Source organism: Leminorella richardii (genome assembly GCF_900478135.1).
GTDB lineage: Bacteria > Pseudomonadota > Gammaproteobacteria > Enterobacterales > Enterobacteriaceae > Leminorella > Leminorella richardii.
The window spans coordinates 2,658,190-2,682,767 of the sequence record NZ_LS483470.1; the positions used below are offsets into that span (position 1 = coordinate 2,658,190).

Annotated in this window: 32 protein-coding genes and 3 pseudogenes; 8 read left to right on the forward strand and 27 right to left on the reverse strand. The window is 50.3% G+C overall.

Annotation, left to right across the window (positions count from 1 at the left end; all coding sequences use genetic code 11):
• Positions 1 to 62: 62 nt before the first annotated feature.
• On the forward strand, positions 63 to 1,214 hold the full coding sequence (gene cfa, locus DQM29_RS12230) for a cyclopropane fatty acyl phospholipid synthase (protein ID WP_111740951.1): 1,152 nt from the start codon (positions 63 to 65) through the stop codon (positions 1,212 to 1,214).
• Between the two features lie 73 nt (positions 1,215 to 1,287).
• Here cfa and DQM29_RS12235 read toward each other — a convergent pair whose 3' ends face one another.
• Complete coding sequence (locus DQM29_RS12235; protein ID WP_111740952.1) at positions 1,288 to 2,187, reverse strand: diaminopimelate dehydrogenase; 900 nt, start codon at positions 2,185 to 2,187, stop codon at positions 1,288 to 1,290.
• 330 nt (positions 2,188 to 2,517) lie between these two features.
• Between DQM29_RS12235 and DQM29_RS12240 the strand changes: the two genes are divergently transcribed.
• The 5 genes from DQM29_RS12240 (at position 2,518) to DQM29_RS12260 (ending at position 6,491) form a co-directional block, all read left to right on the forward strand.
• Positions 2,518 to 3,846 carry an MATE family efflux transporter gene (locus DQM29_RS12240; RefSeq protein ID WP_111740953.1) on the forward strand — a complete coding sequence of 443 codons (1,329 nt, stop codon included), beginning with the start codon at positions 2,518 to 2,520 and terminating at the stop codon, positions 3,844 to 3,846.
• A gap of 172 nt (positions 3,847 to 4,018) precedes the next feature.
• Positions 4,019 to 4,381: a hypothetical protein gene (locus tag DQM29_RS12245; RefSeq protein ID WP_111740954.1), complete on the forward strand. Its 363-nt coding sequence runs from the start codon at positions 4,019 to 4,021 to the stop codon at positions 4,379 to 4,381.
• A gap of 70 nt (positions 4,382 to 4,451) precedes the next feature.
• Complete coding sequence (locus DQM29_RS12250; RefSeq protein WP_111740955.1) at positions 4,452 to 4,844, forward strand: VOC family protein; 393 nt, start codon at positions 4,452 to 4,454, stop codon at positions 4,842 to 4,844.
• A 127-nt stretch (positions 4,845 to 4,971) separates the two neighbouring features.
• Positions 4,972 to 5,619, forward strand: a complete 648-nt coding sequence (gene grxB / locus DQM29_RS12255; protein WP_111740956.1) for a glutaredoxin 2 — start codon at positions 4,972 to 4,974, stop codon at positions 5,617 to 5,619.
• A gap of 176 nt (positions 5,620 to 5,795) precedes the next feature.
• Positions 5,796 to 6,491: a pirin family protein gene (locus DQM29_RS12260; protein WP_111740957.1), complete on the forward strand. Its 696-nt coding sequence runs from the start codon at positions 5,796 to 5,798 to the stop codon at positions 6,489 to 6,491.
• A gap of 270 nt (positions 6,492 to 6,761) precedes the next feature.
• Here DQM29_RS12260 and DQM29_RS12265 read toward each other — a convergent pair whose 3' ends face one another.
• Positions 6,762 to 7,331 (reverse strand): recombinase family protein, encoded by a 570-nt coding sequence (locus DQM29_RS12265; protein WP_111740958.1) that lies wholly within the window; start codon positions 7,329 to 7,331, stop codon positions 6,762 to 6,764.
• Between DQM29_RS12265 and DQM29_RS12270 the strand changes: the two genes are divergently transcribed.
• Positions 7,321 to 7,785: a gp53-like domain-containing protein gene (locus tag DQM29_RS12270; RefSeq protein WP_111740959.1), complete on the forward strand. Its 465-nt coding sequence runs from the start codon at positions 7,321 to 7,323 to the stop codon at positions 7,783 to 7,785. The two genes, DQM29_RS12265 and DQM29_RS12270, sit on opposite strands and share 11 nt — an antisense overlap.
• Positions 7,775 to 8,212, forward strand: a complete 438-nt coding sequence (locus tag DQM29_RS12275) for a tail fiber assembly protein (protein WP_232054911.1) — start codon at positions 7,775 to 7,777, stop codon at positions 8,210 to 8,212. Before DQM29_RS12270 ends, DQM29_RS12275 begins: the two co-directional genes overlap by 11 nt.
• On the opposite strand, the pseudogene DQM29_RS18635 reads toward DQM29_RS12275, so the two are convergent.
• The 25 genes and pseudogenes from DQM29_RS18635 to DQM29_RS12385 all read right to left on the reverse strand — a co-directional run bounded on the left by DQM29_RS18635 (position 8,184) and on the right by DQM29_RS12385 (position 24,483).
• Positions 8,184 to 8,627, reverse strand: a pseudogene (locus DQM29_RS18635) (tail fiber assembly protein). The gene DQM29_RS12275 and the pseudogene DQM29_RS18635 overlap by 29 nt on opposite strands.
• A gap of 1 nt (position 8,628) precedes the next feature.
• The gene (locus DQM29_RS12285) at positions 8,629 to 9,366 is read right to left on the reverse strand and encodes a tail fiber protein (RefSeq protein ID WP_111740961.1); all 738 of its coding nucleotides are present in this window, start codon (positions 9,364 to 9,366) and stop codon (positions 8,629 to 8,631) included.
• Positions 9,367 to 9,706: 340 nt separating this feature from the next.
• A pseudogene (locus DQM29_RS18755) lies at positions 9,707 to 10,054 on the reverse strand (phage tail protein); the annotation flags it as partial.
• A 138-nt stretch (positions 10,055 to 10,192) separates the two neighbouring features.
• A pseudogene (locus DQM29_RS18760) lies at positions 10,193 to 10,441 on the reverse strand (hypothetical protein); the annotation flags it as partial.
• Between the two features lie 111 nt (positions 10,442 to 10,552).
• Positions 10,553 to 11,146: a tail fiber assembly protein gene (locus DQM29_RS12295; protein ID WP_111740963.1), complete on the reverse strand. Its 594-nt coding sequence runs from the start codon at positions 11,144 to 11,146 to the stop codon at positions 10,553 to 10,555.
• On the reverse strand, positions 11,146 to 11,847 hold the full coding sequence (locus DQM29_RS12300; RefSeq protein ID WP_232054913.1) for a phage tail protein: 702 nt from the start codon (positions 11,845 to 11,847) through the stop codon (positions 11,146 to 11,148). The genes DQM29_RS12295 and DQM29_RS12300 overlap by 1 nt, the downstream gene beginning before the upstream one ends.
• Entirely contained in the window at positions 11,844 to 12,584 is a 741-nt protein-coding gene (locus DQM29_RS12305) for a baseplate wedge 1 family protein (protein ID WP_111740964.1), read from the reverse strand. The genes DQM29_RS12300 and DQM29_RS12305 overlap by 4 nt, the downstream gene beginning before the upstream one ends.
• Entirely contained in the window at positions 12,581 to 14,002 is a 1,422-nt protein-coding gene (locus DQM29_RS12310; protein ID WP_111740965.1) for a hypothetical protein, read from the reverse strand. The genes DQM29_RS12305 and DQM29_RS12310 overlap by 4 nt, the downstream gene beginning before the upstream one ends.
• A complete protein-coding gene (locus tag DQM29_RS12315; RefSeq protein WP_111740966.1) occupies positions 14,002 to 14,355 on the reverse strand; it encodes a contractile injection system sheath initiator in 354 nt (117 codons plus the stop codon). The genes DQM29_RS12310 and DQM29_RS12315 overlap by 1 nt, the downstream gene beginning before the upstream one ends.
• Positions 14,352 to 15,017 carry a Gp138 family membrane-puncturing spike protein gene (locus tag DQM29_RS12320; protein ID WP_111740967.1) on the reverse strand — a complete coding sequence of 222 codons (666 nt, stop codon included), beginning with the start codon at positions 15,015 to 15,017 and terminating at the stop codon, positions 14,352 to 14,354. The genes DQM29_RS12315 and DQM29_RS12320 overlap by 4 nt, the downstream gene beginning before the upstream one ends.
• A gap of 9 nt (positions 15,018 to 15,026) precedes the next feature.
• Complete coding sequence (locus DQM29_RS12325) at positions 15,027 to 15,968, reverse strand: phage protein (protein WP_111740968.1); 942 nt, start codon at positions 15,966 to 15,968, stop codon at positions 15,027 to 15,029.
• A 67-nt stretch (positions 15,969 to 16,035) separates the two neighbouring features.
• Positions 16,036 to 16,359 (reverse strand): phage baseplate plug family protein, encoded by a 324-nt coding sequence (locus DQM29_RS12330; RefSeq protein ID WP_111740969.1) that lies wholly within the window; start codon positions 16,357 to 16,359, stop codon positions 16,036 to 16,038.
• 18 nt (positions 16,360 to 16,377) lie between these two features.
• Positions 16,378 to 17,061 (reverse strand): phage baseplate protein, encoded by a 684-nt coding sequence (locus DQM29_RS12335; protein ID WP_111740970.1) that lies wholly within the window; start codon positions 17,059 to 17,061, stop codon positions 16,378 to 16,380.
• Complete coding sequence (locus DQM29_RS12340) at positions 17,061 to 18,953, reverse strand: tape measure protein (protein ID WP_111740971.1); 1,893 nt, start codon at positions 18,951 to 18,953, stop codon at positions 17,061 to 17,063. Before DQM29_RS12340 ends, DQM29_RS12335 begins: the two co-directional genes overlap by 1 nt.
• Positions 18,950 to 19,081 carry a hypothetical protein gene (locus DQM29_RS18580; RefSeq protein WP_269472290.1) on the reverse strand — a complete coding sequence of 44 codons (132 nt, stop codon included), beginning with the start codon at positions 19,079 to 19,081 and terminating at the stop codon, positions 18,950 to 18,952. The genes DQM29_RS12340 and DQM29_RS18580 overlap by 4 nt, the downstream gene beginning before the upstream one ends.
• 68 nt (positions 19,082 to 19,149) lie before the next feature.
• On the reverse strand, positions 19,150 to 19,563 hold the full coding sequence (locus DQM29_RS12345) for a phage tail assembly chaperone (protein ID WP_111740972.1): 414 nt from the start codon (positions 19,561 to 19,563) through the stop codon (positions 19,150 to 19,152).
• Positions 19,564 to 19,667: 104 nt separating this feature from the next.
• Positions 19,668 to 20,105: a phage structural protein gene (locus DQM29_RS12350; RefSeq protein WP_111740973.1), complete on the reverse strand. Its 438-nt coding sequence runs from the start codon at positions 20,103 to 20,105 to the stop codon at positions 19,668 to 19,670.
• Positions 20,106 to 20,131: 26 nt separating this feature from the next.
• Positions 20,132 to 21,214 (reverse strand): DUF3383 family protein, encoded by a 1,083-nt coding sequence (locus tag DQM29_RS12355; RefSeq protein ID WP_111740974.1) that lies wholly within the window; start codon positions 21,212 to 21,214, stop codon positions 20,132 to 20,134.
• Between the two features lie 4 nt (positions 21,215 to 21,218).
• Positions 21,219 to 21,716, reverse strand: coding sequence for a phage neck terminator protein (locus DQM29_RS12360; RefSeq protein ID WP_145960369.1), 498 nt, complete (start codon positions 21,714 to 21,716; stop codon positions 21,219 to 21,221).
• A gap of 457 nt (positions 21,717 to 22,173) precedes the next feature.
• Positions 22,174 to 22,467: a hypothetical protein gene (locus DQM29_RS12365; protein ID WP_111740976.1), complete on the reverse strand. Its 294-nt coding sequence runs from the start codon at positions 22,465 to 22,467 to the stop codon at positions 22,174 to 22,176.
• Positions 22,468 to 22,545: 78 nt separating this feature from the next.
• Positions 22,546 to 22,749 (reverse strand): Rz1-like lysis system protein LysC, encoded by a 204-nt coding sequence (gene lysC / locus DQM29_RS18765; RefSeq protein ID WP_145960370.1) that lies wholly within the window; start codon positions 22,747 to 22,749, stop codon positions 22,546 to 22,548.
• Positions 22,685 to 23,047 (reverse strand): hypothetical protein, encoded by a 363-nt coding sequence (locus DQM29_RS12370; RefSeq protein ID WP_111740977.1) that lies wholly within the window; start codon positions 23,045 to 23,047, stop codon positions 22,685 to 22,687. Before DQM29_RS12370 ends, lysC begins: the two co-directional genes overlap by 65 nt.
• A complete protein-coding gene (locus tag DQM29_RS12375) occupies positions 23,044 to 23,469 on the reverse strand; it encodes a lysozyme (RefSeq protein ID WP_111740978.1) in 426 nt (141 codons plus the stop codon). Before DQM29_RS12375 ends, DQM29_RS12370 begins: the two co-directional genes overlap by 4 nt.
• Positions 23,459 to 23,776: a phage holin family protein gene (locus tag DQM29_RS12380; protein WP_170126528.1), complete on the reverse strand. Its 318-nt coding sequence runs from the start codon at positions 23,774 to 23,776 to the stop codon at positions 23,459 to 23,461. Before DQM29_RS12380 ends, DQM29_RS12375 begins: the two co-directional genes overlap by 11 nt.
• Before the next feature lie 347 nt (positions 23,777 to 24,123).
• A complete protein-coding gene (locus DQM29_RS12385; protein WP_111740979.1) occupies positions 24,124 to 24,483 on the reverse strand; it encodes an antiterminator Q family protein in 360 nt (119 codons plus the stop codon).
• Positions 24,484 to 24,578 lie beyond the last annotated feature (95 nt).

Here is a 24,578-nt window from a genome sequence, read left to right on the forward strand (position 1 = left end):
GGTCTCTTCAGCCTTACCTCTTTCTGAGGCGGGCTGCGCTACAACAAAGTGACGGAGAAACTATGAGCTCATCCTCTATTGAAGATATCGGCATTCAAACCAGTTCCTGGTATCGGATGGCCGATGAGCTGCTACAAAAGGCAGATATTCGAATTAATGGCTTACGGCCGTTTGATATTCAGGTTCATCATCCACAGTTTTTTAAGCGAGTACTGCGGCAGGGGTCTATGGGGCTGGGGGAAAGCTATATGGACGGCTGGTGGGACTGCTCGCGGCTGGATATATTTTTCCACCGTATTCTGCGCGCCGGGTTGGAAAGCTGCATCCCTAAACGCTTCAGCGACCTAATGCGCCTTGCCGGAGCGCGGATTTTTAATCTACAGTCGACAAAGCGCGCTTGGATGGTCGGCAGGCGGCATTACGATCTCGGCAACGATCTATTCAACGAAATCCTCGATCCCTATATGCAGTACTCCTGCGGCTACTGGAAAAACGCCAGCACGCTGGAGCAGGCTCAGCAGGACAAGCTGAAGATGATCTGTGAGAAGCTCCAACTGCGACCGGGGCTGACACTGCTGGATATTGGCTGCGGCTGGGGCGGGCTAGCCGCCTATGCAGCCAAGCATTACGGCGTCAGCGTGCACGGCGTCACCATTTCGGCACAGCAGCAAAAGCTGGCGCAGGCGCGCTGCTGCGATCTGGACGTCAATATTATCCTACAGGACTATCGTGATCTGCATAACCGCTACGACCGCATCGTTTCTGTCGGCATGTTTGAACACGTTGGCCCTAAAAATTATGACACTTACTTTAAGGTGACCGCGCGCAACCTTAAGCCAAACGGGCTGTTTTTACTGCACACTATCGGTTCCAAAAAGACGAAGGCTAACGTCGATCCGTGGATCAACAGGTATATCTTTCCTAACGGCTGCCTGCCCTCCGTCGCTAACCTGTCCCACGCCTGTGAGCGCCACTTTGTGATTGAAGACCTGCACAACTTCGGTGCCGACTACGATCCCACACTGATGGCTTGGTATCAACGCTTTATCCAAAACTGGGATCGGCTAGCCGGGCGCTACGATGAGCGCTTCAAGAGGATGTTCAGCTACTATTTAAACGCCTGCGCGGGCGCTTTTAGGGCGAGAGACATTCAGCTTTGGCAGGTCTTACTGAGCCCAAACGGCGTGGAGGGAGGACTGAGAGTGCCCCGCTAGACGGCTAACAAAAAAAGCGCCCCGCCTCGGGCTTCGAGGCGGGGCGCTTACTGTCGTTTATCGAACTGATGCTTTACACCAGACGCTCGATCAGGCTGTCGGTTTCTCCGGTCAGGAAGTGAATCGGAGCAACTTCAATGACCGTATAGGCGCCCGCAGAGATCTTCATGGTTGCCCGCGCGGCGGACACCAGAAACTGCGACGTCAGCGCCGGGTTATTGATTCTCATTGAGTACTCAAACAGCTGATTCTGGGTCGCGCCGGAAACGCCTTTGTGGGTCATGTGCACACCGTGCCCCATGTCTTTCAGGCTGTCTACGCAGTCGACCTGCTTCACGTGAGTCTCATCGGAGGCAAAGTAGTCATCGGCTTTCAGAGTGCGGGCTACCGTCTCAAAATCAGCCCCCCTCTCTAGCTCAACGTACACTAGGCGACGGTGAATACCAGTGCCTAGCGGCACCGTAATCGACAGGGCGTCTTTCACGCCGGCAATAGACTTCGCCGCGACCGAGTGCCCCATGCTCATGCCTGGGCCAAAATTGGTATAGGTGATGCCCTTGGGCGCCATCGCCAGCATCAGCGCGCGAATAATAGAGTCAGACCCCGGATCCCATCCGGCAGCAATGATTGAAACTGCACCATTGGCCTTAGCGGCCGGATCCAGTGAGTGCTTAAGGTCGACAATCTTGGAGTGAACGTCAAAGCTGTCAACCGTGTTGATACCCTTAGCCAGAATGTCTAGCGCCACGTCTTTCACGGCGCGCGTCGGGGAGCACAGAATAGCCACGTCGACGTTATCCAGCTTATCGATAGAGTCCACTACAGGGTAAGGCGCCAGCTCTGCCGGTTTGTCTCCCACACTGCGGCGCACTACGCCTGCAATCTCAAAGTCGTCAGCCGCATTCAGGGCTTCGATCGCATATTTTCCGATGTTGCCGTAGCCGACAACCGCTGCTCTGATTTTCTTAACCACGCTGTTTTCCTATTCATCATTATATTTTTGTTCATCGTGAAGTTGGCCCTGCCCCATCTCTGGACTAAAAGCGCCACAACACGCCTTAGCATAACACCGGAAAAAAGCGATCCCCCAGCCCTTTTTTATAAAATTTCCGCCAAAGCCAATGGGTTACTTAAAACCGATATATTCCCAAACCAAAAATAAATAAAAAGCGCGTTTATCATTGGAGGCAGCTTATCAAACGGTGATACAATACGCGTCGGATTTTTCCCCTCGCCTTAGGCAGTGCTCTTTTGTTGCGCCATTACGTTAAAGTCATTAGGTAAGTCATTAAGGTTTTTTTACATGCATCATAACGATGTTACTGAGCGATCGCTGTTTTCGCTGAGCTGGCCGATTTTTATCGATCTCCTGCTGCACTTTTCAACTTTGCTGATCAATACCTATATGGTCAGCCAGGTTTCCAAGTCCTATCTGGCCGCTATGGGGCCGGGTAACCTGGTGTTCGATCTGTGCATTACTATCTTCAGCTTTATCAGTGTGGGCTGTAGCGTTGTTATCGCTCAGTATCTGGGAGCTCGCCAGCCGGAAGTCGCCAAGAAGGCTATTCACGTTTCCATCGCCTTTAACTTTGTTATCGGCCTGTTTTGTGCGGCCATTCTGTTCTTTTTCGGCTATCGGGCGCTGGAAATTATGAACATGCCGCCGCACCTGATGAAGGACGGCTTTAGCTATCTGCATATTCTCGGCATCTGCCTGATCCCTGAAGCGGTTTCTCTGATTCTGGCCGCCTGCCTGCGGGTGTACGGCAAGTCGAAAGTAGCGATGTACGTGACGCTTATCGTTAACGTTATCACCGTCATCGGCAATATCTTTGTGCTCTATGTGTTTGACGCCGGGCTGGTGGGCGTCGCGTGGTCAACGGTGTTCGGTCGAGTTATCTGTATCATCCTGCTGGCCTGCCTGCTTAACTACGGCCTGCGCATTCGCCTAGAGTTCCGCCTGTTTTTCCACTGGTCGATGGATCTGCTGAGGAAAATTCTCTATATCGGCCTGCCCGCGGCTGGCGAAAACCTGCTGTGGATAGTGCACTACATGACGGCCAACGCGTTTATCGGCCTGATGGGGGAAACCGCGCTGGCGGCTCAGACGCTCTATTTCCAGATAGCGCTGTTCGTCATGATGTTCGGCATTGCCATTAGCATCGGCAACGAAATCTTCGTCGGCCATCTGGTCGGCGCCAAGCGTTTTGAAGACGCCTATCGGCGCACGTTCAAAAGCCTGAAGTTTGGCATCGGTGCAACCATCGTCGTCGTGGTGGTTTTTTGGATATTTGATAAAAACATCATGGGGCTGCTGGCAAAAGATCAGGACATGATCAACATGCTGCTGCCGCTGTTTATTCTATCGGTCTTTCTTGAGCCGGGAAGAACTTTCAATATCGTTATGGTCAACGCTCTGCGCGCCTCAGGCGATGCATGGTTCCCGGTCAAAACCGCGCTGTTTTTTATGTGGTGTGTGTCGATTCCTATCGGCTACTTCCTCGGAATCAAAATGGGGATGGGGATTATGGGGATTTGGATCGGCTTTATGTGCGACGAGTGGCTGCGCGGCTTAGCCAACACCTGGCGCTGGAAGTCCCGCAAGTGGCAGGCAAAGCGTTTAGACATCTAACTAATGGCTGGCTTTAGCTTTCTAAGGCGCCTCTTACGGCGCCTTTTTTCGTCCTCTCGCTCCCTTTCCGTTAGGCAAGCGTAAAAAAAGCGTAAAACGCACCCCAGTGCATTGAACAATTTCCCTAACCTGCAATGATGAGGGTACGCCACCTGATAAGGAGTATAAGGAAATGCTAAGGAAAACACTTAAGAAAACCCTATTTATCGCTATCCTGGCCATCTCATTTTGTGCATCTGCCGCTACTGAAGCGCGCGATCGCCATAGTAATAACCGCCACGGGCACTATCAAAAACACAATAATGATAGATCCTATAAGTATAAGAACAATCGTGGCTACAGCCACAAAAATTACAATAAGCGCTACTATGGCTACCGCTATATTCTGGGCAATGGCTATAAGTATCGCTACGATAATCACGGCTATCGCCATGGCTATAAGTCGTATTCTCGCCCGTATTACAACAGCTCTCGCTACAATCACCGACCGAGCCATTCTCGTCCAGGCCACGGCCGCCCCGCTCATTTGCGCTAAGTGAAACGTGCACTTTCCCGCGGAGTCGTTCATAATTTATACAAAGACGGCACCGCGGGGATAAACGCTCATGGTAAAATTTAGCTATACCATCACCTATGTCGACAGCGTTGAAAAAACGCTTAACTTCTTTAATCAAGCCTTTGATTTACCCACGCGCTTTTTACACGAGAGCGGCGCCTACGGCGAGCTAGAAACGGGAGAAACAACCCTAGCCTTCGCCGACCGGCAGCTTGGCGACAGCCACTTCCCCGACGGCTATGTACACTGCGGCGACAGCAAAAAGCCGTTGGGTATGGAAATAGCTTTAGTCACTGATGACGTCACTCAGGCTCACGCCTCAGCGTTACTATATGGCGCTACCGAACTTAAAGCACCGGAGGCCATGCCCTGGGGACAAACCGTCTCTTATGTGCGTTCACCTTCCGGAATCTTGATTGAGCTATGTAGCCCTATGGGATAATGCAGCATCCCGTAAAGCCGTCTTTGCCAACGCGTGTTTCAATGAGATAATCGCGGCATCTATCCATTTTCTGGACTGCCTCCGGTAGAAGACGGTCTACCGTTTGCTCTAATTCGAGGACTTCACTATGAAGCTATACGTTTACGATCACTGCCCCTACTGCGTAAAGGCGCGCATGATATTCGGCCTGAAAAACATTCCGTTTGAAATGGTGACCCTTCTCAACGACGATGAAGAAACGCCGGTTCGCATGATCGGCCAGAAGATGGCGCCCATACTGGAAAAAGACGACGGCAGCTTTATGCCTGAGAGCATGGACATCGTTCACTATGTCGACAAAGAGTTTGGTACGCTAGCGATCACTGGAAGCGCTAACCCTGCCGTAGCTAACTGGTTAAAAGAGGTTTCAGCCTACCTTAATCACCTGCTGATCCCCCGCTATGCCAAGGCAGAATTCTCCGAGTTCAGTACGCCATCCTCTCGTGCCTACTTCGCCAAAAAGAAAGAGGCCGCTATTGGCAGCTTCGAACAGCATCTTAACAATACGCCAGCCCTTAAGGCCCAACTGGAAGAAGACCTGCTCAAGCTTGACGCTCTGATTCAGTCACCGGAAGCCTGTAACGGCGAGCTTTCTGTAGACGATATTCACCTGTTCCCCGCCCTTCGTGGGATGTCCATCGTTAAGGATGTACACTACCCCACCCGCGTAGATGCCTATCGCAAAACGATGTCAAAACGCAGCGGCGTTAACCTGCTGGACAGCATCGCTCAATAGCGTTCAGAACGGATTAGCTCTATAAAAAACGGCGTTCCACAGGCAAATGCGGAACGCCGTTTTTATTCCCTGCATCGCCTTTCATTCAGTTTTTTTGACCGTCTTCGTGACACAATTCCGCTATCTCTACACACTCAATGAACTACACTTAATATAAACATTAAGGAGGTTTCATTATGATTTATCTACGTAAAGCCGACGTTCGCGGCCATGCTAATCACGGCTGGCTGGACAGCTGGCACAGCTTCTCATTTGCCGATTATTACGACGAGAACTTTATGGGATTCTCCGCGTTACGCGTTATCAATGAGGATCGGGTTTCTCCCGGACAGGGTTTTCCAACTCATCCCCATAAAAACATGGAGATCCTCTCCTACGTGCTGGAAGGTGCTATCGAGCATCAGGACAGCATGGGCAATAAAGAGCGGGTTCCCGCAGGGGATTTCCAAATCATGAGTGCAGGTACCGGCGTTCGCCATTCGGAATACAACCCGAGCGCGACCGAACCGCTGCACTTTTATCAGATTTGGATTATTCCCAGCGAGCAGGACATCGCACCGCGCTATGAGCAAAAGTCGTTTACGGAAAAGCATGCTCGCCAGCTGGTGCTCTCACCGGATGCACGCGACGGTTCGCTGAAAGTTTATCAGGATATGGAACTGTGGCGCTGGGCGATGGATGATGGGGAAAAGGCAGAATATCCTATCACTAAAGGTCGCCGAGTTTGGCTTCAGGTAGTGAAGGGTCAAATTGACGTCAACGGCGTACAGGCCTCCGCCAGCGACGGCCTCGCCCTGTGGGACGAAGCCAAACTGAACGTGACCGCCTACGGTGACAGTGAAGTGCTGGCGTTTGATTTGCCAGGGGTTTAAGGAGATAGGGGTTAATAAACTACGTAAGTGAAGTGAATAGCGCCCTTTTGGGGTTATTTACTTCACTTCTAATCCTAATTTATTTTTCCTTCTTCTTTATAAACATTTGGTCCCACCACAATATATTTCTTCATATTGCAGTAAATACTACGCGAAAACCCACATGAATGCTCTCCACCTCCATAGAAAGTGGATTAAGATTGATAAATAAATTTGCCACTAAAAATAGGAGAAAGCTAAATTAATCTCTTATTTCAGCAGCATTAATATTTATTTCACTGTTGAGAAGTTTTTTGCCGGGTGATATCGATAAATTGTTTTTTCGGATATGTCGTAAATACGGGAAATTTCCGCACGGCTGTGCCCTTTTTCAATTAAACGGCCTATCTGCTCCCACTGCTCAACCGTTAGCTTCGGCCTCCTCCCACCGATTCGTCCCTGTTCCCGCGCGGCGGCCAGCCCGGCATTCGTTCGCTCAACAATAAGCTCACGCTCCATCTCCGCCAGCGCCCCCATGACATGGAAAAAGAACCTTCCCATGGATGAAGAGGTATCAATGCTATCGGTAACGCTGCGAAAGTGTACGCCTCGCTGATGCAGCTCATCAATGAGTAAAACCAGGTTTCTCATCGATCTTCCCAGTCTGTCGAGCTTCCATACTGCAAGTGTATCTCCCGTATTTAGCTGCTTCAGCGCCTTCTTTAATCCAGGCCGCTCAGCCTTTTTACCGCTCATTTTATCTTCAAAAATGTGCTCACAGTTTAAGCACTCAAGCGCCTTTCGCTGTAGTTCAGTATTTTGTTCATTTGTTGAAACCCGAACATAGCCAATGATTGCCATTTTCAGCGTCCTTATTTTGGGAAAGAAGAGGGATATTGTGGCAAACATGAGGAATAAAGGCATTCTTGTAAACCTTGGTTTGGGGGAGGCGGCAAAATTAGCAGCGGCCAAGGCTCTTTTGTCAGACCATGGTTGGCTATCAATACCAATAAAAGTAGGTGGATCAGAAACTGCAATTATTATTCAGTGGGGAAAGTGGACAAGCGGAGTAGGAGCTGCAAGTTATAAATGTGATATCACATATCCAATCGCCTTTCCGACCGGATGTTTTAGTATAACAACTAGTACCGGAATCACTTCGGCTAACTATGATGCTGTACCTGAATACAGAAATGCACAACAAACCTTTTCTATTGGCATGCCAACTCGATTCGGTGCCGACGCCCAAATTTATGTCACAACGGGTTCTTTAGCTCATTCCCGACAGCTTATGTGGATAGCAATTGGATACTAATATGAAAAATTATATATTTAGCGCAATAAATAACATGTTTTATCCGTTGGCACTCCGCGAAGTTTATGATGCGGCCGGGACATGGCCTACTGACGGCTTAGAGGTTGATGACGCTCTGTTTACTAAGCTCAGCGGGGTTGCGCCAGAGGGAAAAATTCGGGTTGTAAGTGAGGGCGGTTTGCCATGCTGGGTGGATATTCCACCATTGTCGGTTGATGAACTGATAACGGCAGCGGCCGCTGAAAAACAGAGGCTGATTACAGTGGCAAATACAGTTGTTGAGCCGCTGGCTGATGCTGTTGAATTAGAAATGGCCACAGCTGAAGAACGTCAGAGATACGACGAATGGCGGAAATACCGTGTTTCGCTAACTCGCGTTGATATCACCGCCATCCCTATTAATTGGCCACTGCCTCCGGCTGCGTAGGCCATTTGATAGTCGAGGCCGTAACATTTACGGCCTCAATTTTGTCGAGATAGTCTAACCAGCGGTTAAATTCCGCCTTTTCAATTGCGGATAACCGCCCTAGGGCTAATTTCGATGGCTATTGCCGAGAACTGATGTACTCGTTTGTCGCCTCTATTATCCTTTATTTTTCAACGGACGCAGTCACTATCAGTTCATCAACTACCGGAGGTAAAATATCTACCCAGCACGGGAAACCATCGTCGCCTGCTCCTCTTGATTTACCTTCTGGAGCAAAACCAGAGAATTCGGCAAAGCTGGTATCATCGACAGGACGTGCATCATGTGGCCATGTTCCCGCATGTTCATACATCTCCCGTAACTCTGTCGGATAAAATGAGTTGTCCGTAGCACTAAAAACGTAGTTGTTTGTCATTTTAATACCCTATTGCTATCCAAGATACAGATGGGATTAGTTCCATTTGATATTGCGTTTGCAAGCGGCAAATTCCTCCGAGCCTGCTACTGATACTCAAATTAGGTATTGCGACCCATTGAGTGCTAGTACCTCCATGCTGCAGTGAGCATGTTGCTGAACAACATATCGATGGAAACGCGATCGGAAAACCCATTGATACTGAGCTCTGAATCCATCCATCGACGCCTGGTGTGGTTCCTCGTGACGATATCGATACAGACCCCCACTGGATAATGATAGTTTGTCGAAAAGAACCGATCGCTACCGGTATTGATAACCAGCCGTTTTGACTGTTCAGGGCAGTAATGCCACTTCGAGACGCCGCATCCCCCAAACCAAGGTTTGTAAGAGCATCAGCCACATTGGTTAAATCCGCTAAATTGGAGTCTTTCATCAGTGCTTTTCCAGCCAAATCATAGGCTGATTTCACCGCTTTAGACGTTGCTGCAACATCTTCATCACTGCTGTTTACGGCGTTATTTAACTTGGTTAATCCAGAAACAGTCAGAGAGGCCGACGGCGGTGTAACGTAGCGTTTTAGCGTTTCGCCTTTAAGGGATTTATCTAGAATTCCCTGACGAACTAACATCAGATCTCCGTTGTTTAATTCACTCGCGAGATCGAGTTCCGATAAAGTCAGTTTTTGTTCATCAAGCAAGGCAAGCAGTGCCAGCTCTTGTTCAAGAGTTAAAGCCATATATTCCCCAATATATTATTAATCAGATACTATATAAAGAATTAAAACAACACATTTAAAATTAAGAAAGTTTGACAATATAATTGAATGAAATATTTCTTATTGTTACCTCTATATTTCCTGACTCGTTAATAGATATGTTATGTAAATGACTACCTAAAGCTATGCTATGAGAGTGAGATCCAATGCCTACCGTATGCGTATGAGCACCTATTCCTACAGTATGTGTATGAGCTCCTGCTGATGGAATAGTTACAGAATAGTTTCTAGAATTATTATCACCATTTGCCGCTATATTCACATATGCATCACGGCCAAAACCAATAGATGCTTGAGATGCATGGGTATGTGCACCAGCTGAATTTGTCGTCTTTGTGCCATAATCAAACGAGCTAGTCGTCTTCGTCCCATAATCAAACGCCGATGTCGCTTTCGACCCCAAATCCGTATTTGAAATACTTGCCGTATGCGTGTGGGCTTTATTACCATCCATCTCATACGAAAGCACATCTCGACCGGATTCCGGTTTCCCTTTAATCGTCCAGCCGCGCATATCGGGGATAACGCCTGACGGATACGCCTTTGCTAGCTGAGGATAGAGGGCTTTATCAAACGCCTGCCCGACCATCGCTGCATAGCCTTCAGGAATAATATCCGACGGCCATGGAATGGGAGCACCCACGGGATAACACAAGGACGGAATGTCCGACAGGCCGAGATTCTTTCTGGCTTCCAGACGGTCAGTTAAATCAGACAGGTTGGCGCTTTTTACCAGCGAACCTTTTGCCAGATCGTAAGCCTCTTTTACCGCCTTTGGCGTTGCCGACGTGGTTTCATCTCGGCTGTCGACAGCGCTGTTTAGTCTCACAATGCCGGAGACCGTCAGAGAAGCCTCTGGGGGCATCACATAGCGCTTTAATGTATCGCCGGTGATTGACTTATCGATGATGCCCTGACGCGTCAGCATCAGGTCGTCGGAGCCCAGCTCCGTCGCGGCCGGAAGTTCCGACAGGGTGGTTTTTTTATCATTGAGCAGCGCCAACAGCGCCAGCTCCTGTTCAAGGGTTAAGGCCATAATGTTTCCTTTGCGTTTTCCTATAGAAAATCGCCGCTCAATGCCCGACGTCGGACAGCCGACATCGGGCAACCGGGAGATTGCTTATCGAATAAAAATAAGAGAAATAAACTATGTAGTAGGGAGATCGGGCCAGACAGTAATGGGCGCGTTCTGAGTATCAATGCGAGACAACTTAACGCGATAGGCTCGCCAGGCTTTAAGCATTTCCTCATCGCCTGACTCAGCCAGCCCCAGTTCAATGGCATCGCTTAGCGTATCAATCGCTACGTTGGCCTTCTGTTCTAAACTGCGTTTTTGCTGCGCGGCGGTCTCTATTTCAGACTGACGCTTCGCCGTTTCGTCCGTTACCCAGCGATCGCCGTTCCAAGTGTCAAAAGGCGTTATAGGGCTAAGCGTTGTTACATTCGAAGGGAGAGAGCCAAGAGCAGTAATCTCTATCGGTTCTCCCGTTTGGATGGAATACGCTTCAATACCTCGATGGTCTTCCATGTATTTCCACTCTTTATCATCTCGACAAACGGCAAATCCGGATTTAGCAGGCAAAGGAACATCAATATAGCTATAGGCTGGAACCCCTGTCCCTACAGAGATCCCCTCATCAGATTCAAAGAGGAACTCTTCAAAATCAGGAGATACATTATAGAGATGAACTGTTCCAGCTCGTGTAGCTAAGCCCAAGTCATTAAATTTTGCACGACTCATTATGCAGCTCTCACAATATATAAGAATGCAATATTACGTGGACGAGTCTCTGTTCCAAATGTCCCAATATCTCCCGTAGCTTGCTGAATATTTGTCAGATCTCCCTTCGTTAGAGGAAATGTTACCGCCATATCTGGGGTAGCCGTGATCTCACGATTTACTGCAATTCTTGTTGTCCAGGCGCTGTCATGCAATGAGGCGTATCTTGTATTGGGTGCCGGGACCGACCCCGCACAGCTTGGAAGATAGTGGTTGTGGCTTTCAAACGCATGAGACTGGAGACTCAACAATTTCCTCCCCGCATCCACCCCTCTCCCATCATCCCACCCGCGAATAAACTCCCCTCGCAGATCGGGCAGCACACCAGACGGGTAGCCCTCAGCCAGTTCGGGATAGCGCTCCTTGTCAAACGCCGCGCCGTTACACTTCAGGTAGCCCTCGGGGGCCTCCTCCAGCGGACAGGGGATCGGCATCCAGGCGGGAATAACTCGACCAGCCAGCTCTTCACTTTTATCCTTTACTTCATTCGCCAGGCGATAAAGATCGCGCATCAGCCAGTTTAGGTACTGGGCAGGGAGCGGCATGCCGGGGGCATCGCGGGTTTCTGGCGTAAAGCCGTTGCGCATAATGGCTTCCGGCAGCGGGACAACGTTAATCTGTCCGTCGGGAAAGACGATGTGATTTTCTGCAAACGTAGTCATTGGAATACTCCAGGTAAACGGTATCCGTTATCGAACACCTCATAGGTTGTACTTACCGCCAATATGCCTTTGGCAGCGCGGATCTTGGCTCGGTTGGCCAGAAGCGGCGTTTTAGCCGGCACCATGCCGCTCAGGCGAGCGGAGCCGATCGGGTTACTGCCGCTCACGCTCAATCCCTGCTCGTTAACCTGCAGCTCAGCGTCGCCCTGCTCGCTGGTCACGCTCAGGCCGGACGGATTCGACAGTCGCCCCGTTCTCAGAGGCTGAGCCCGACCGTAGCTCACCATCAGCGGCACGGTCTCTATCGCCGCAGGCGCGATGTCCTGCAGGATCGGCTGGCTGCCCGGAGGAACAGTTTTACCGTTAGAAAACAGCAGCGCACAGGCCGGATAGCTTTCCAGATACTGGATGTCTGTCGCCTTAGTCAAAAAGCGCACGCCTTCAATCAGATCCTGAGGTCTACCGCGAGAACTATTGCTGAGAATGCGCGACTTGATGGCAATGCGGTACTCTTCGTCCCCTCGGCTCTGGCGCGAAACGCCAACGATATAGCCGCAGCCGTCAAGCTGTTCGCCTTCTGCCGTATCGACCCAGCGCTGGTGCTTGATGGCGTTCAGATCGTCGGATAGCTCCTCCAGCGGAGTCACCATTGACTCCACCAGCCCTTTCACCTTCTCTTTATCGTGAAACTGCCCCACAAGGCGCGACAGCGCCGTTTTTCTAAAAGAAGTGGTCATAGGCCGATAACCTCCAGCCGAGCCTCGTCAAATACCGCGGTGCTGCGCTTATCAATGGCGATATTGCCTTCTCCGTAGGCCGGTAGCGCTTCTGGCGATTCGGTGACTGCAGCTTCAATAACAATCCCGGCAAGTCCGGTGGTGTTGGCGTAGATAGGCCCCAGCATGCGCTGAAGAATGATGTCTTCACCGATGCTAAGAGATTCACCGTAGCTCATCACCGCCCGCTTGATGGTGCTGATAATGTCCTGAGGCAGGGCCTCTTCATCGTACAGCCCGGTTACATGCACGCGGATCCAAGCGTATTTTTGCGTGGCGCGCGAGAAGCAAATGCGCTGGCCGTCACCGTTCTCGTCCTTCACCATAATGGAGTTAGCGCCGTAGGTTTCGATGCCCGCGGGCTTATGCGTCCACAGGGCGTCAGCGACGCTTTGATCGCTACCGCCAACTACCAGCGCTTCAAAGGCGTGAGGTGGAATGCCGTCATCGGACGTTTGGTTAGTTCGGTTCTCAAAAATTCGCACTTCGCTAACGCCGGACACGTCCTGAATCAGCCGAGCGCGAATCGCTTTCACTGTCGCAGAGCCCAGCGACTGGCGGGACTGTTCAAATCGGGTGCGCAGCTCGGTGTCGCTCTCCCGTTCCCGCCCGGTCACGCCTTCAACCAGATTGCACACGTCCTCCCAGCCGCTGCGTGGTGTAACGATTTCGCGCAAAGCTCCCTGAGGCAATACCCGGCGCCCTTCGTTCATTGAAACAAAGCGAGCGGGCGAGCCAATGCGAACCATCTTCATCCGCTCACCAACGGACAGGGCAAACGGCGTCACGCCGTCAGTGGCAAAGATCCTGAGGCGCCCGTCGTCTAGCTCGTAGCGCATCGCGTCGGGATTAAACTGTTGCCCTAGTCCAAATGCAATCTCTTCCAGCGTCGCGTTAGAGCCGGAAAGATAGCTAATCAGCATGCCGTTTACGTTAAGCACGTAATTCATACCGCTTTGCACGTTAACGTCTATTAACGTATCGACGGCGTTGGCTCGGCTGATAACCGCGTCCAATACGCTTTGATAACGCTGCACACCGTCAGACGCCTGCGCCCCGCTTTTCAGCAGCGTTGACTCCCTGCCATACACCGCCGCAATCGTCCAGGTCGCTGTCGCGGTAAAGCGCGTAATACCCACGTAGGACACTGCGCCGTCCAGAGAGACGCCCTCAGCGCTGAACGGATACATGGCGTGATAGGTGTCCTGCGCCTGCTCATAAAGATTGGCCAGCGCCTCCGCCCAGATGCCCTCCAGCTGACCGATAACCGAATCGGGCTGTGTGTTAATCGGGCCAAAGCGGTTGATCAACAGGCGGTCATACTCTTTTTTCAGTTCGGCCAGCCGCTTGACGGCATAGCCCTCTTTCGTTAAAGCCATTATTGATTACCTTTATAGTTAATCAGCCCATAGGGCGTCTTGACGGCAAACTGCACCGTCAGGCTTCGCGTTTGCCGATCGAACTCATAGTGAAACTGGGTAATTTCCCGCACGCCGTCCACATCAAGAATGCTGGTTTTTAGCGCGGCCAGCGCGCCGTTTAGCGTGATCTGTTTACCGAGGATCTGCTGAAGGTACGGCGTGCCAAAGGCAGTGTTTAAAAACCATTCGCCGCGCCACAGCTTTAGCTTTATCCGCAGCTGTTGATGTACGCGCTCAGCGCCGTCTACCCAGCTCAGATCGTTGCGACTCAGGTCGAGATCGCCTGAAGAATCAAGCGTTAAATCAATCATTGCGCTGGCCCCGTCGATGGCCCATCGTGTTCACGATGAGTATGTTGGATAAGAGAAATACCGCTGCCCTGAACGTCGCCTGTGGCTTTAACCGTGCCGTTGATCGTGGCGCCACCGCGCCCGGACATGCCCGACTGATAGCTAAGCTGCCCTTCGGTAGTTAAAAGGCCTTTGTTCAACGTTTCGGGCGTAGTGATTTCCACACCCGCCGGCGCGTTAATCAGCAGCTTGCCGTCTTCAGTTAACGCCACGTAAGCGTCGTTGAAGTAAAGCTGCATTTGGTCGTTTTCCTCACCACGTCCGGTAGACGCCCCGAACCCGCCCACAATGCAGTAGGCATCGTTAAGGGAAAAACGCCGTTCATCATCGCTGCCGTCAACGGCCTGCTGGCAGAACACCAGCAGGCACTTGTCTCCCGGCCGCACAGGCCCTTTGACCCCAGCCGTATCGCCCGCGAAGCGCGGCCACATGACCGGGACGTTGGGGATGACGGGGTAGGCTATCTGGCTACCGTCGTTAAACCGCTTTTGTGGGATCGGTTTTACGCTAGCAATTCCCGCACTGTAGCTTTCAATAATGCCGTCAACGGCGGTATTGATTTGGCTATTCTCGGTCTGAATCAGCGATTGGAGCGCTTGGAGTAGGTTACTGTTTTCAGCCATACGTTCTCCTTAATCTACCGCTTTAAGCTGGCATTCCGTCAGCCATTCGCCCTGATGACTATCCCCACTGTGCGTCACGGTTTCGGCACGAAAAAACATTCTCGGCCGGCCGATATCGTCAGTATCAATCATCGGATCTAGTGAGAGGACATGGCTTTCCAGCCCCACGTAGCAGCCCGGATACAGACGAGGCTGTAGCAGGCACTTCACGTTGTAACCGTCGATTTGAAAATGTTCCCCCTCTTTTCGGCTCTCTGACAGAACCATGCCTGACGGCGGTGAACTTTCCCCCTGAGACTGCTTACGCGTAGAGTCCACCACCCGTTCTGGTACACCAATCAACCCATTGTCTGGCGTTAGAACAACGATCTCATCACCGGAGGGATTATTCCTGTCCAGTATTTGAATTTCGTTATTTTGGATGGACCAGGTCAGCCCCAGATAAAGGCACACATCATTCATTGCCGTCTCAGCCTTTCCACAGAATGAGAATCCTCGTAAATAGGCTTTATCGGTAATACTTTTAGGTAGAGGCTTAACGGGAATGGAAAATGATGCCATCACGTCATCGAGAACGCTCAGCGCCGACGTACCCGGCGAATAGCTAAGAGAAATCTTAGTGTCTCTTAATGCCAAGATGCCGTCTCGAACAGACAGCTCGGTAATAATGTCGTTACCTTCACTGACAGTCCAAGCGCTCACGACTGAGCCAGTGAAAATAGTCACAGGCCCAATATCGTGTTCATAGCCCGCCTTGAAGATCACGTTATTATTGACCCGTTCAACAACACTGCGGGTCTGTTTATTCATGTTATAGATTTTTAAATTTAGCTTATTGACTGCTTTATCATTATCTTTTTCAATTGAAAATGAAAAGCGTAAGTCGCGAATAATAACGGCCTCACCGTTAGGCTCGCCCACGATTAATTCAGCGACACGGTTAAATAACATATCGCTATTCCTTACAGATAAGAAAAAAGTCAGGTGTTGTAGTTAAGTAATATAGCTAGCGTTACCGTTAAGAGTTGTCATTACGATAAAGCAGTAAGTGATCATTTCCCAAAGAGTCAAAGTCAGGACGCTCTTTTCCACTGTTATTATCGTAAAAAATAAAGTCCCCAGCAGGAGACTTAAGGTTATACCTTGCGATAAGCGGTATATTTTTAACAAGCTTAACGCCGCTGATAATTAACTCACGATTACGTTGGTAAACATTCATTGACCAATAGCCGTGAAGCTCATTCCAAATCACTCGTAATGAAAAGGTTTCACCATCTAGCGTGACGTCTAACCGCTGGTCTGCCTGACCCGCAATGAGAGGGATCTTGATATATTGCACCATAAAGCACTCCGCTTATTTTTACCAACCTCGGCCAGTATCTACCGTCTGGCAGCCATTAGGACCACAGCTGCCAAAGTCATAGGTACTGCCAGCGTCAGTCTCAACGTCCTGGCTTACCGGCTCAGTGGGCACTTTTCCTCGATTTGCCTCTGGCGACGACTGCCGAGAGGTACTTTCTGACTCCGAGTTTTCCGAGCTGATACCTGCATCTTCTGAGCTCACCAGCATCGTGGACACACAGCGTACGTGAGTAAACGTCGCGTTAAACTCAATGCTCTCACCCGCTTCTGGCGATCGAGGAATACTCAGGCTAGTCAACACCATATCGGGATACACTTTATACTGGGTATAAACCGTCATCGGTCTCTTGTCTTCCATCAGCGCATAAAGCTTGTCAAAAGCCTGCTGAACGGGAGACTCCAGACTGAGTCCGTTAGCCATTTTGTCCAAAAGCGTCCCAAGTTTTCCTCGAACAGATGCGTTGCTGATAATGCCGTTTATCTGCAGCGTATCGGGATCCCGTTGAACGTGATCGCTAACGGGCTCACCCTTTTCCACCGGATTACTGGTGGTTTGCGCTGTCCAGCTGTGGGTTTCGCTAGTGATCACTTCAAATTCCATATTGAAGAAATCACCGTCCAGAGTGACAACGCTATTTTTGTTATTCAGATACTTCGCCAAAACGCCCCATATATTTCCCATCAGGTCTGCCCCCTGTTGATCTCATTAACCAACGTCTTGTTCCCTTGAGCAGCGCCTTCTTTTGCCATCTCAGCAACTTTATTAAGTAAATCCTGAGGAGAATTAGCGTTAACCTGTAAGTTGATTTGTTGGTTACTGGTAATAGATGACTGATTAGTGGTCGTTACCGCCACGGCTTGAGTGGCAGACAGGTCAGGTAGGCCAAAGCTTCCGTCAGAAACCATTTGGCTCAGCCCTGGAGCGGGCTTCGTCAGCTGCTTATTTACATTAAGAAAACCGTCTTTAGGCGCTTTTCCAGCTTCACCACTCGATTTTTCCTCTTTTCCGCCTAAGCCAAGCCAGCTCATAAACTTCGAACCCGCGGCAATGAACGGATCAACGATAAAATCAAAGGCACCCTTGAGCACGTTTGTAAAACCATCAAAAATGCCCATAACGCCAGAACACAACTGTTCAAAGCCGGCCAGAATCTTCTTCGAGTCCAAGTGAAAAAGACCATCGAAAATCCCCCACGTTCCTAACACCATATCAGTGAGGCCAGAAAATATGCCCTTAATTCCATCCCACACCTGCATCAGTGAAGCTAGATAGTTTTCCCAAGGGCCAATCAGGCTGCCAATATAGGAATCTTCGCCGCTGATCCAGTGGTAGGCATCAATCAGCGCAAAAATCAGGCCAATAATTATCGTAATCGGCCAGCCTAAACCGGCAAAAGCCAGCCTTAGTGCCATAAGACCGGTTCTGACGATGCTCATTGCTGGGCCGAGTTTTCCCATAAAGGACAGCAGTACAGATATTACTGGCCACGCCTTCCCTAGCCAGGAGACGACGCTGATAATAGACAGGATTGTCTTACCGGCAAACATCGCACCGATGATGCTACCAATGGCCATCAGAGCGTTATCTACGCCGCCACACTTCACTATCAGCCAGTCAATGGACTTTTCAACCAGATCAAACCCTTTGATAAACAGGTTAGAGACTTTGGTAATCAAACCGCTTTTGTTTTCCAAAGCGAAAAGCAGCTCGTCCCAGCGGTTGCTGACTTTGGTTACGGCGTCGTCCCACTTCATCGGTAGGCTATCGACGCCTTTTTGCAAACCGGGCGCAGCCCTCTTCAACCCCTTCTCAAGCTGAACGCCGGTAATTCTTCCCTGCTTCGCCATTTCCAAAAGCTGCTTACTTGACAACCCCATCCCACGGGCTAAGTCCCCTAACGTTTTTTCACTGAGCTTTGAAAGAAAGCCGTTCATGGCTTCAGCGTCGATCTTGCCTTTTTTGAAAGATGAAGACAGCAATGTCAGTGCCGATGCCTGTTCTTCTGTATTCCCCGTTCCCAGCCTAAGCGCGTTCGACATGGCGTTTAGTGTATCGGTCACCGCTTTGGGCGACTTAAGCAGAGACTGACTGTTTTTCGCCAGCGCCACATAGGCGTCGCCGTAAGCCTTCATCGGCATTCGCGCCTTATTGGCCTGCTGAGTCAAATAGTAGACCCCATCGGCTGAATCACAGAAAACCTGAGGAAGCCCCTTAATTCTTTGCTGTAACGCCTGTAGATCACCTGCACTTTTTACCATCGCGGTCAAAGACAGCTTGCCGCCAAACCAACTGTTGAGCGTGGAGAATCCTTTCTGCACCTTATCTGAGGCAGCTGAGATCTTTTCCGCCCACGACTGCGTCTTTTTTTCTGATTCCTGAAGTTTGGTGTTGATTTTTCCAACGCGAACGCTAATCACGTTAACGGTATTTGATGAAATAAGACGATTCTCGATGTTGACCTGAGAAATCTTCTGATTCACTACCGTTAATTGCTTAACGAGCGTTGAAAGCGTCACCGACAGCGAGTTGTAGATGGCGAGTTGATTTGACGATATTGTCGCCTGAGCACTCATTTACGGCTCTCCTGTTGCGCCTGAATCTGCATATCTTCACGCATATCCAAAAGCGCATTGATTTTTAACAAATCTTCTACGCAAACTGCGCCGGATTTAACGGCCTCTAGCGTGACCAGATTGGCCATGACGGGCCGCCATATCCACAGTTCTTCTTGAAGAGAAGGACACAGTTCACCGCAGCTATCACTCTCGGCTACGGCTGCTCGACCTCGGTATCGAGGGCGCCAAAGCGGTTGCCCAACTGCTCGATAAAAGGGGCAAAGTTAAGCTTTAACACCTCCCATACCAGTAGATAAAAATCGAGCAGGTTATCGACGGTGAAGCAGAGGTTCATATCCGTCGAAGAGGCAATCTTGCGCTTGTTTTCTACCGAGTAAGTGCCTGCTGCCGCCAAAATGGGAAACAGCACCTCTTCATGGGTTTTTTCATCCAAACCGGAAAAAAGCTCAAGAATAGAAGCGGCTTGTGCGCCATTGTCCCGACCGATAAGCGCTAGCCCTGGAGCAACAATAGATTTCAGCTTCAGCAGCAGACGGCCAGCGTCAAATGCGTTCATTTTTCCCGCAGTAAACTCACGATTCCCGATGATGAAAGTTTCAACGTGCATTCGTTTTCTCCATAAAGAAAGGGGGCTAACGCCCCCGATAACAAAATTCAGATAATAAAAAAGCGCCTCTTGGCGCCGTTCTCACCTACTTTTGGCTAAAAAGCTTAGTTTCCGCCAACAAACAGCTTGAGATCGGCACATTCAAACGTCCAGGTACGATCGCCTATCGCATCGCCAAACGCCAGTTCAGGTACTGCCTTCAGCCACGCCTGACCGGCTGAGCACAGCGTGGTGCCATTACCGTCAGTTACGCTGATAGGCAGAACCGGTGAACCGTCTTCGTTAAAGTTGTCGACATAGAAAAGTTTGGAAAGCTCATCGTTCACGCCGCTGGTTTGCAGCAGCTTGATTTCAATAGTTCCGCTCTTGTTAGCACTGCGAACGCGCGCTACACCGCCGTCAATGCCCACTTTCGTGGTGTAAAGTTCAGCGGTACGCTTTACCGAAATCGCGTCCCCATCGCTAAAGCCGGAAATCAATACCGGTCCAACGGTGACAAATACCTGATCGCCTTTATAAGTGCCTGTTAATTCTGCTGCCATCGTAAAATGCTCCTGTTAGCGGTTAATTACTGTAGTTCGTATGACAGATTGCCGTCGATGTTGGTTAAGTGGATAGCGCCAGCCAGGCGGGCGGAGAACGACAGGTTCAGCACGCGGGCGGCCTTGTCCTGGAACGGAACCTCAACGCTTCTGGGATAAGTCACCACGAAGCCTTTGACGCTATTGCCGTCAGCGTCGATTTCGTCCGGCGCGATGCCGCCCACGCGCTGTCCTTCCATCAGACAGCCGGTCAAATTGTTGACAATCAGCGCGATGCCGCCGTCGGTGTAAGGCACCTTATTGCGGTTGATCATCAGCGTACTCAGGCTGGTCTGAATGGTATCTGCCAACCAGTCGCGGAAGCGGATCACGTCGACCCACTCGCCGCTAACCACTTTGCCCGGCGTCGTCAGGTAAATTTGCGGCGCAAAGCGCTCAAAGGTGTTGCCGCCCTTCTTGACGATGGTCTGCTGTTCGGTTGCGCTCCAGTCGGAAGCCTGAACGCCAGAAAGCTGTTTCAGTGCCCAGGTTTCACCACCCGGAGCGATGGTAAAGCAGCGCCCCATCCAGGCCATCTCCAGATACTGGTCTGCCGCGTGTTTATCAACGATAACCGCCGTGCGCAGAAAGCGTTTTTCCATCAGGCGAGACACAATGTCCGCTGAGCTGGAAGCATCAACGATGTCTTCGTCAGCGCTGGAGGTAAAGAAGATCTTGGTTTGCGTTTCTGCCCACTCTGCGGCAGCCATTTGCAGAGCGGCATCGCGCTTAGTCAGAGCAAAGCCGTACCAGTTGGCGTCTTCCGCCTGAATGGCGCTCAGCTGAGCACTCATAGAAGCCGCCTCTACTTCACTGTCAGCGGCAACGTCCAGTCGGCCTACTTTGCACATCTGCGGGCGCGGCGTTTGGCTGAATACTGCCTGCAGCGCTTTTAAAACGTCGGCGGGCAGATTGTCCTCAACGGCTGCGTTGTAGTCCTGATAGACGCGAACGCGCTCAGAAAACGCAGTCAGCGGAGCAACAATCATAGGCACACCAAATACGCCGCGCGCAACGCTGGTCGTACTCAGAGCAATATTTACGTTCACAATTTGATTCAGAGAACCCATTGTTTTACCTCGTTATGTTAAAAGTAATATCGCCGCCGTCGGTGGCGGCCTGAACACGCTCAATGACGCTTACTGCGTCTTTGATTGTTACGGAATAGTGGATAAAAAAGCTTAGGTAGGTCTCTGAATTCGGCGTCCATTGGGCGTCTTCCTTCATTTCCGTTTTAAGCAAAGGACTTCCCTCTATTCCAATTTGTGCCAGCTGAAAACGCTCTGACACAGAAATCTTTCTGAAGCCGTCAATCAGCGGGGTCAGCACAGCGGCAGCCTCACCGCCAACGCAATGCACGGCGATTTCAGCGCGCCGCTGACCGCGCAGTATCAAATTGCCGTCTTCATCAACGGTTCTCACCAGCTCGTCTCCCATGCCCAGCGCAGAACAAGAGACGATACTCAGTTCAGCGTAGGGCTCAGGAGGCGGCGTTTCGCCCTTTACGATCAGGGCGACGCTCAGCAACGGCTGCAGATGCGCCTGTAGCCGCTGTTCAATGGTTGTTGCCATAGAAACCTCAGAGATGAATATGGATGATGACAAAACAGGAAAAAGAAAAGGCCCTGCGAGCTGCGGGGCCAAAGAGTAGTACATCAACGAAGGCTAAACGCCAGACCGTCGGGCTGAGACCTTTTTATGCATCGTAGCCCAAACGTGCACTATGACTGCAGCTACGTCAGCGCTCCCTTTAGCGCTTCGCCCCATGGGGAGGATGTACCAAAAAAGCCAGAATCCTCTCTTTCTTGTGCGCCAAAAAGCAAAAAGCCCGCATAGCTATGCGGGCTTTTTGTTAACAACGTTTAAGATAGAGTTTTACGACTTTATAGTGGTTATTATACCTGATAATCAGATTAATTCAACCCCTAAAAGTTGTTTTTAACAACAAAAAAGAAAATAATTAAAACAAGGCCAATCATAAAGCCCACAACTAAAAAGATAACAGCCGGCTAACCGCAGGAAATCAGAACTAAATGCGAATAGGCTTAAGCGTCAACACTCGGATAAGCCCCTGTACAGCAACCGTAAGATAAAAGAGAGGAACAAATATTACCCCAATGACCAACAGCATCAGACCTAGCGCAAGCAAAAGTGCGACAGTGCTATCTGGGCTGGTGACATTCATAAGACCGTTGGCTAAACCTTCAATAAAAGGAACCTGCTGAAATCGTGCATATAGCCAGGCGGCTCCAGAAAGCACAGCTCCAAGCCAAAATGACAGCCAGCAAACGGCCGCAGTGAAAGAAACGCCATTGGTTCTCATTAGGTTATTCCTTTAAAGAGAGCAGGATAATGCGAAGTGTCCTATATTAACGAAAAACGCTTAATCGCAAACGGACTTTTACTGATTCAAAATTTCTCTGACTCCCCGTAGCCGCTCATTACACTGCTCGATAGCCACCAACAGTTCAACCACATAACCAGGATAATCGCCGTAGTTTCTTACCCGATATTCCGGCGCCTCACAGGGTTGAAACAGGCTATTGGGCACCGGTAGCGGCATTAACGGAGGAGACTCTGTCGCGCAGCCGCTCAGTAACAGCATCAGGAACGCGCTGGCTCGCACAGGGGACAGTCCGCTGTGCTTCGTCAAGCTCTGCGCGAAGTCTTCCCGCTTCGCGATCGCTTTCACTTTTTTTCTTCGCCACATCGTCTAGCACCTCCTGAATTCTTGTGTATTGACGCCTAAGCGCTTCACCACTGGCTCTCTCGGTGCTCAGTTCGCTCTCAGTCTGTTCCAGTCTGACGGCGAGGGACTTCATTTGCCCAAAAGTCCACCAGAGAGCCAGCCCCAATAGAACAATCATGACGCCAGGCGCGGCATACTTAACGAGTGCATTCATGATTCAAACATCCGCTTTTCCAGCCGACGGCGGCGCTCCAGCCCGGCAAACCGTTTCCCGTTGGCAAACACCCAGCGAGAAAACTCCTCGGCAGCGCCCACATAGTCCCGCCCGTTGAGCTTACGCAGCAGCGTAGAAGTACTCAGCGCTCGAGTGCCGCAGTTGAAGGCGAAAGAGACTAGCGCGTCAAACTGCCCCTGAGTGAGGGGAACCCGCGCCAGAATGCGAACGTCCTGCTCTACGCGAACTAAGTCTGCCTTTAGATAGCGCTCCGCCTGAGCCTGAGAAATCTCATCGTTCGGCCTGACGCCCGAAGTATGACCATAGCCGATGGTCCAAACGCCTGCCGGGCAGAGGTAGGCTTTTAATCGGCAGGATTCAAAAGACTTAATCAGGTCAACACCCTGCTGACTAATCATCATGTCGCTCTTCTCCCAGTCGCTTAAGAAAGCGCTTTTCCAGCAGCTTGATAAACTCAGCACCGGACCACCCCGCCAGCCCCGCCATACCGCCGGCAAATTCGGCGGCCCAGTGGTAGTAGCTGGCCATCAGTAACACCATGGCACCCGTGAAAACGGCAACAACGGCCTGAAGAAACAGAATCGACCAGCGAAACTCCTCCCCGTTCAGGATCCGATAGGCGTAGCTTGCAACAGCGCCAAGTAGCGTCATTGCGAGTACCAGTACGTGACTAATAACGTTGTAACTTTGTAGTTCTTTCATTGGCATGAAGTTCCCCCTGAAAAATAGGAATAGAAAAAATGAAAAAAAGGCATAAAAAAACCTCCCGAAGGAGGTTGAAAGTGAGTGAATGGCTATCGGCAATAATTTCATCGTGCCGAATACACAAACCTAACGGTGCTCGTAGAGCAACAAAAAAGCCCACAACGATGTGGGCTGCTTAACACTGAATCTGGATACATAAAGATGACTTTATAGTGCCTACTATACCTTATAATCAGATTAAATCAACTATTTTAAGTTGTTTTTACAACTTTATTTTACTGCTGTCCGATCGTAAAAATGCCGCTTTTCACTGCGGCATTTGATGAACATTGACATAGAAAGAGGATTTTCTAGGCGGAGAACGCCTCCCCAGTTTGGACAAAAATTTGCCCGGCAATAAACGCCTCGGCAATTCGCAAAATGCCCGCCACATAGCTCTGTGCTTTCCCCAGCTGCTTTGCCAGTTTTGACTGACTAATTCGATAAACATAGTGTGCAATCACTAGCTTATAGGCAAGGCTATCAAAATGACGTAGACCAGCGACGGCAGAATCCACCACCATTCCCTGGCTGTCATCCGTGCGAAAAAGCGCTGAAGATTCGGCCGGTAAAGATGCCTGAAAGGTCACGTTAACCTTGGCATAGTCGGTGCCAACACCACAGCGAGCCCAGTTTCCCCACATCTCTAATGTCGTTTTAATACTGTTCATTCACTCCCCCGATAACACAACCATTAGTTGTAAAACTATAGTAATAGATAATTATCGGTTGATCAACACAAATTAGTTGTTATAGTAGATGTACG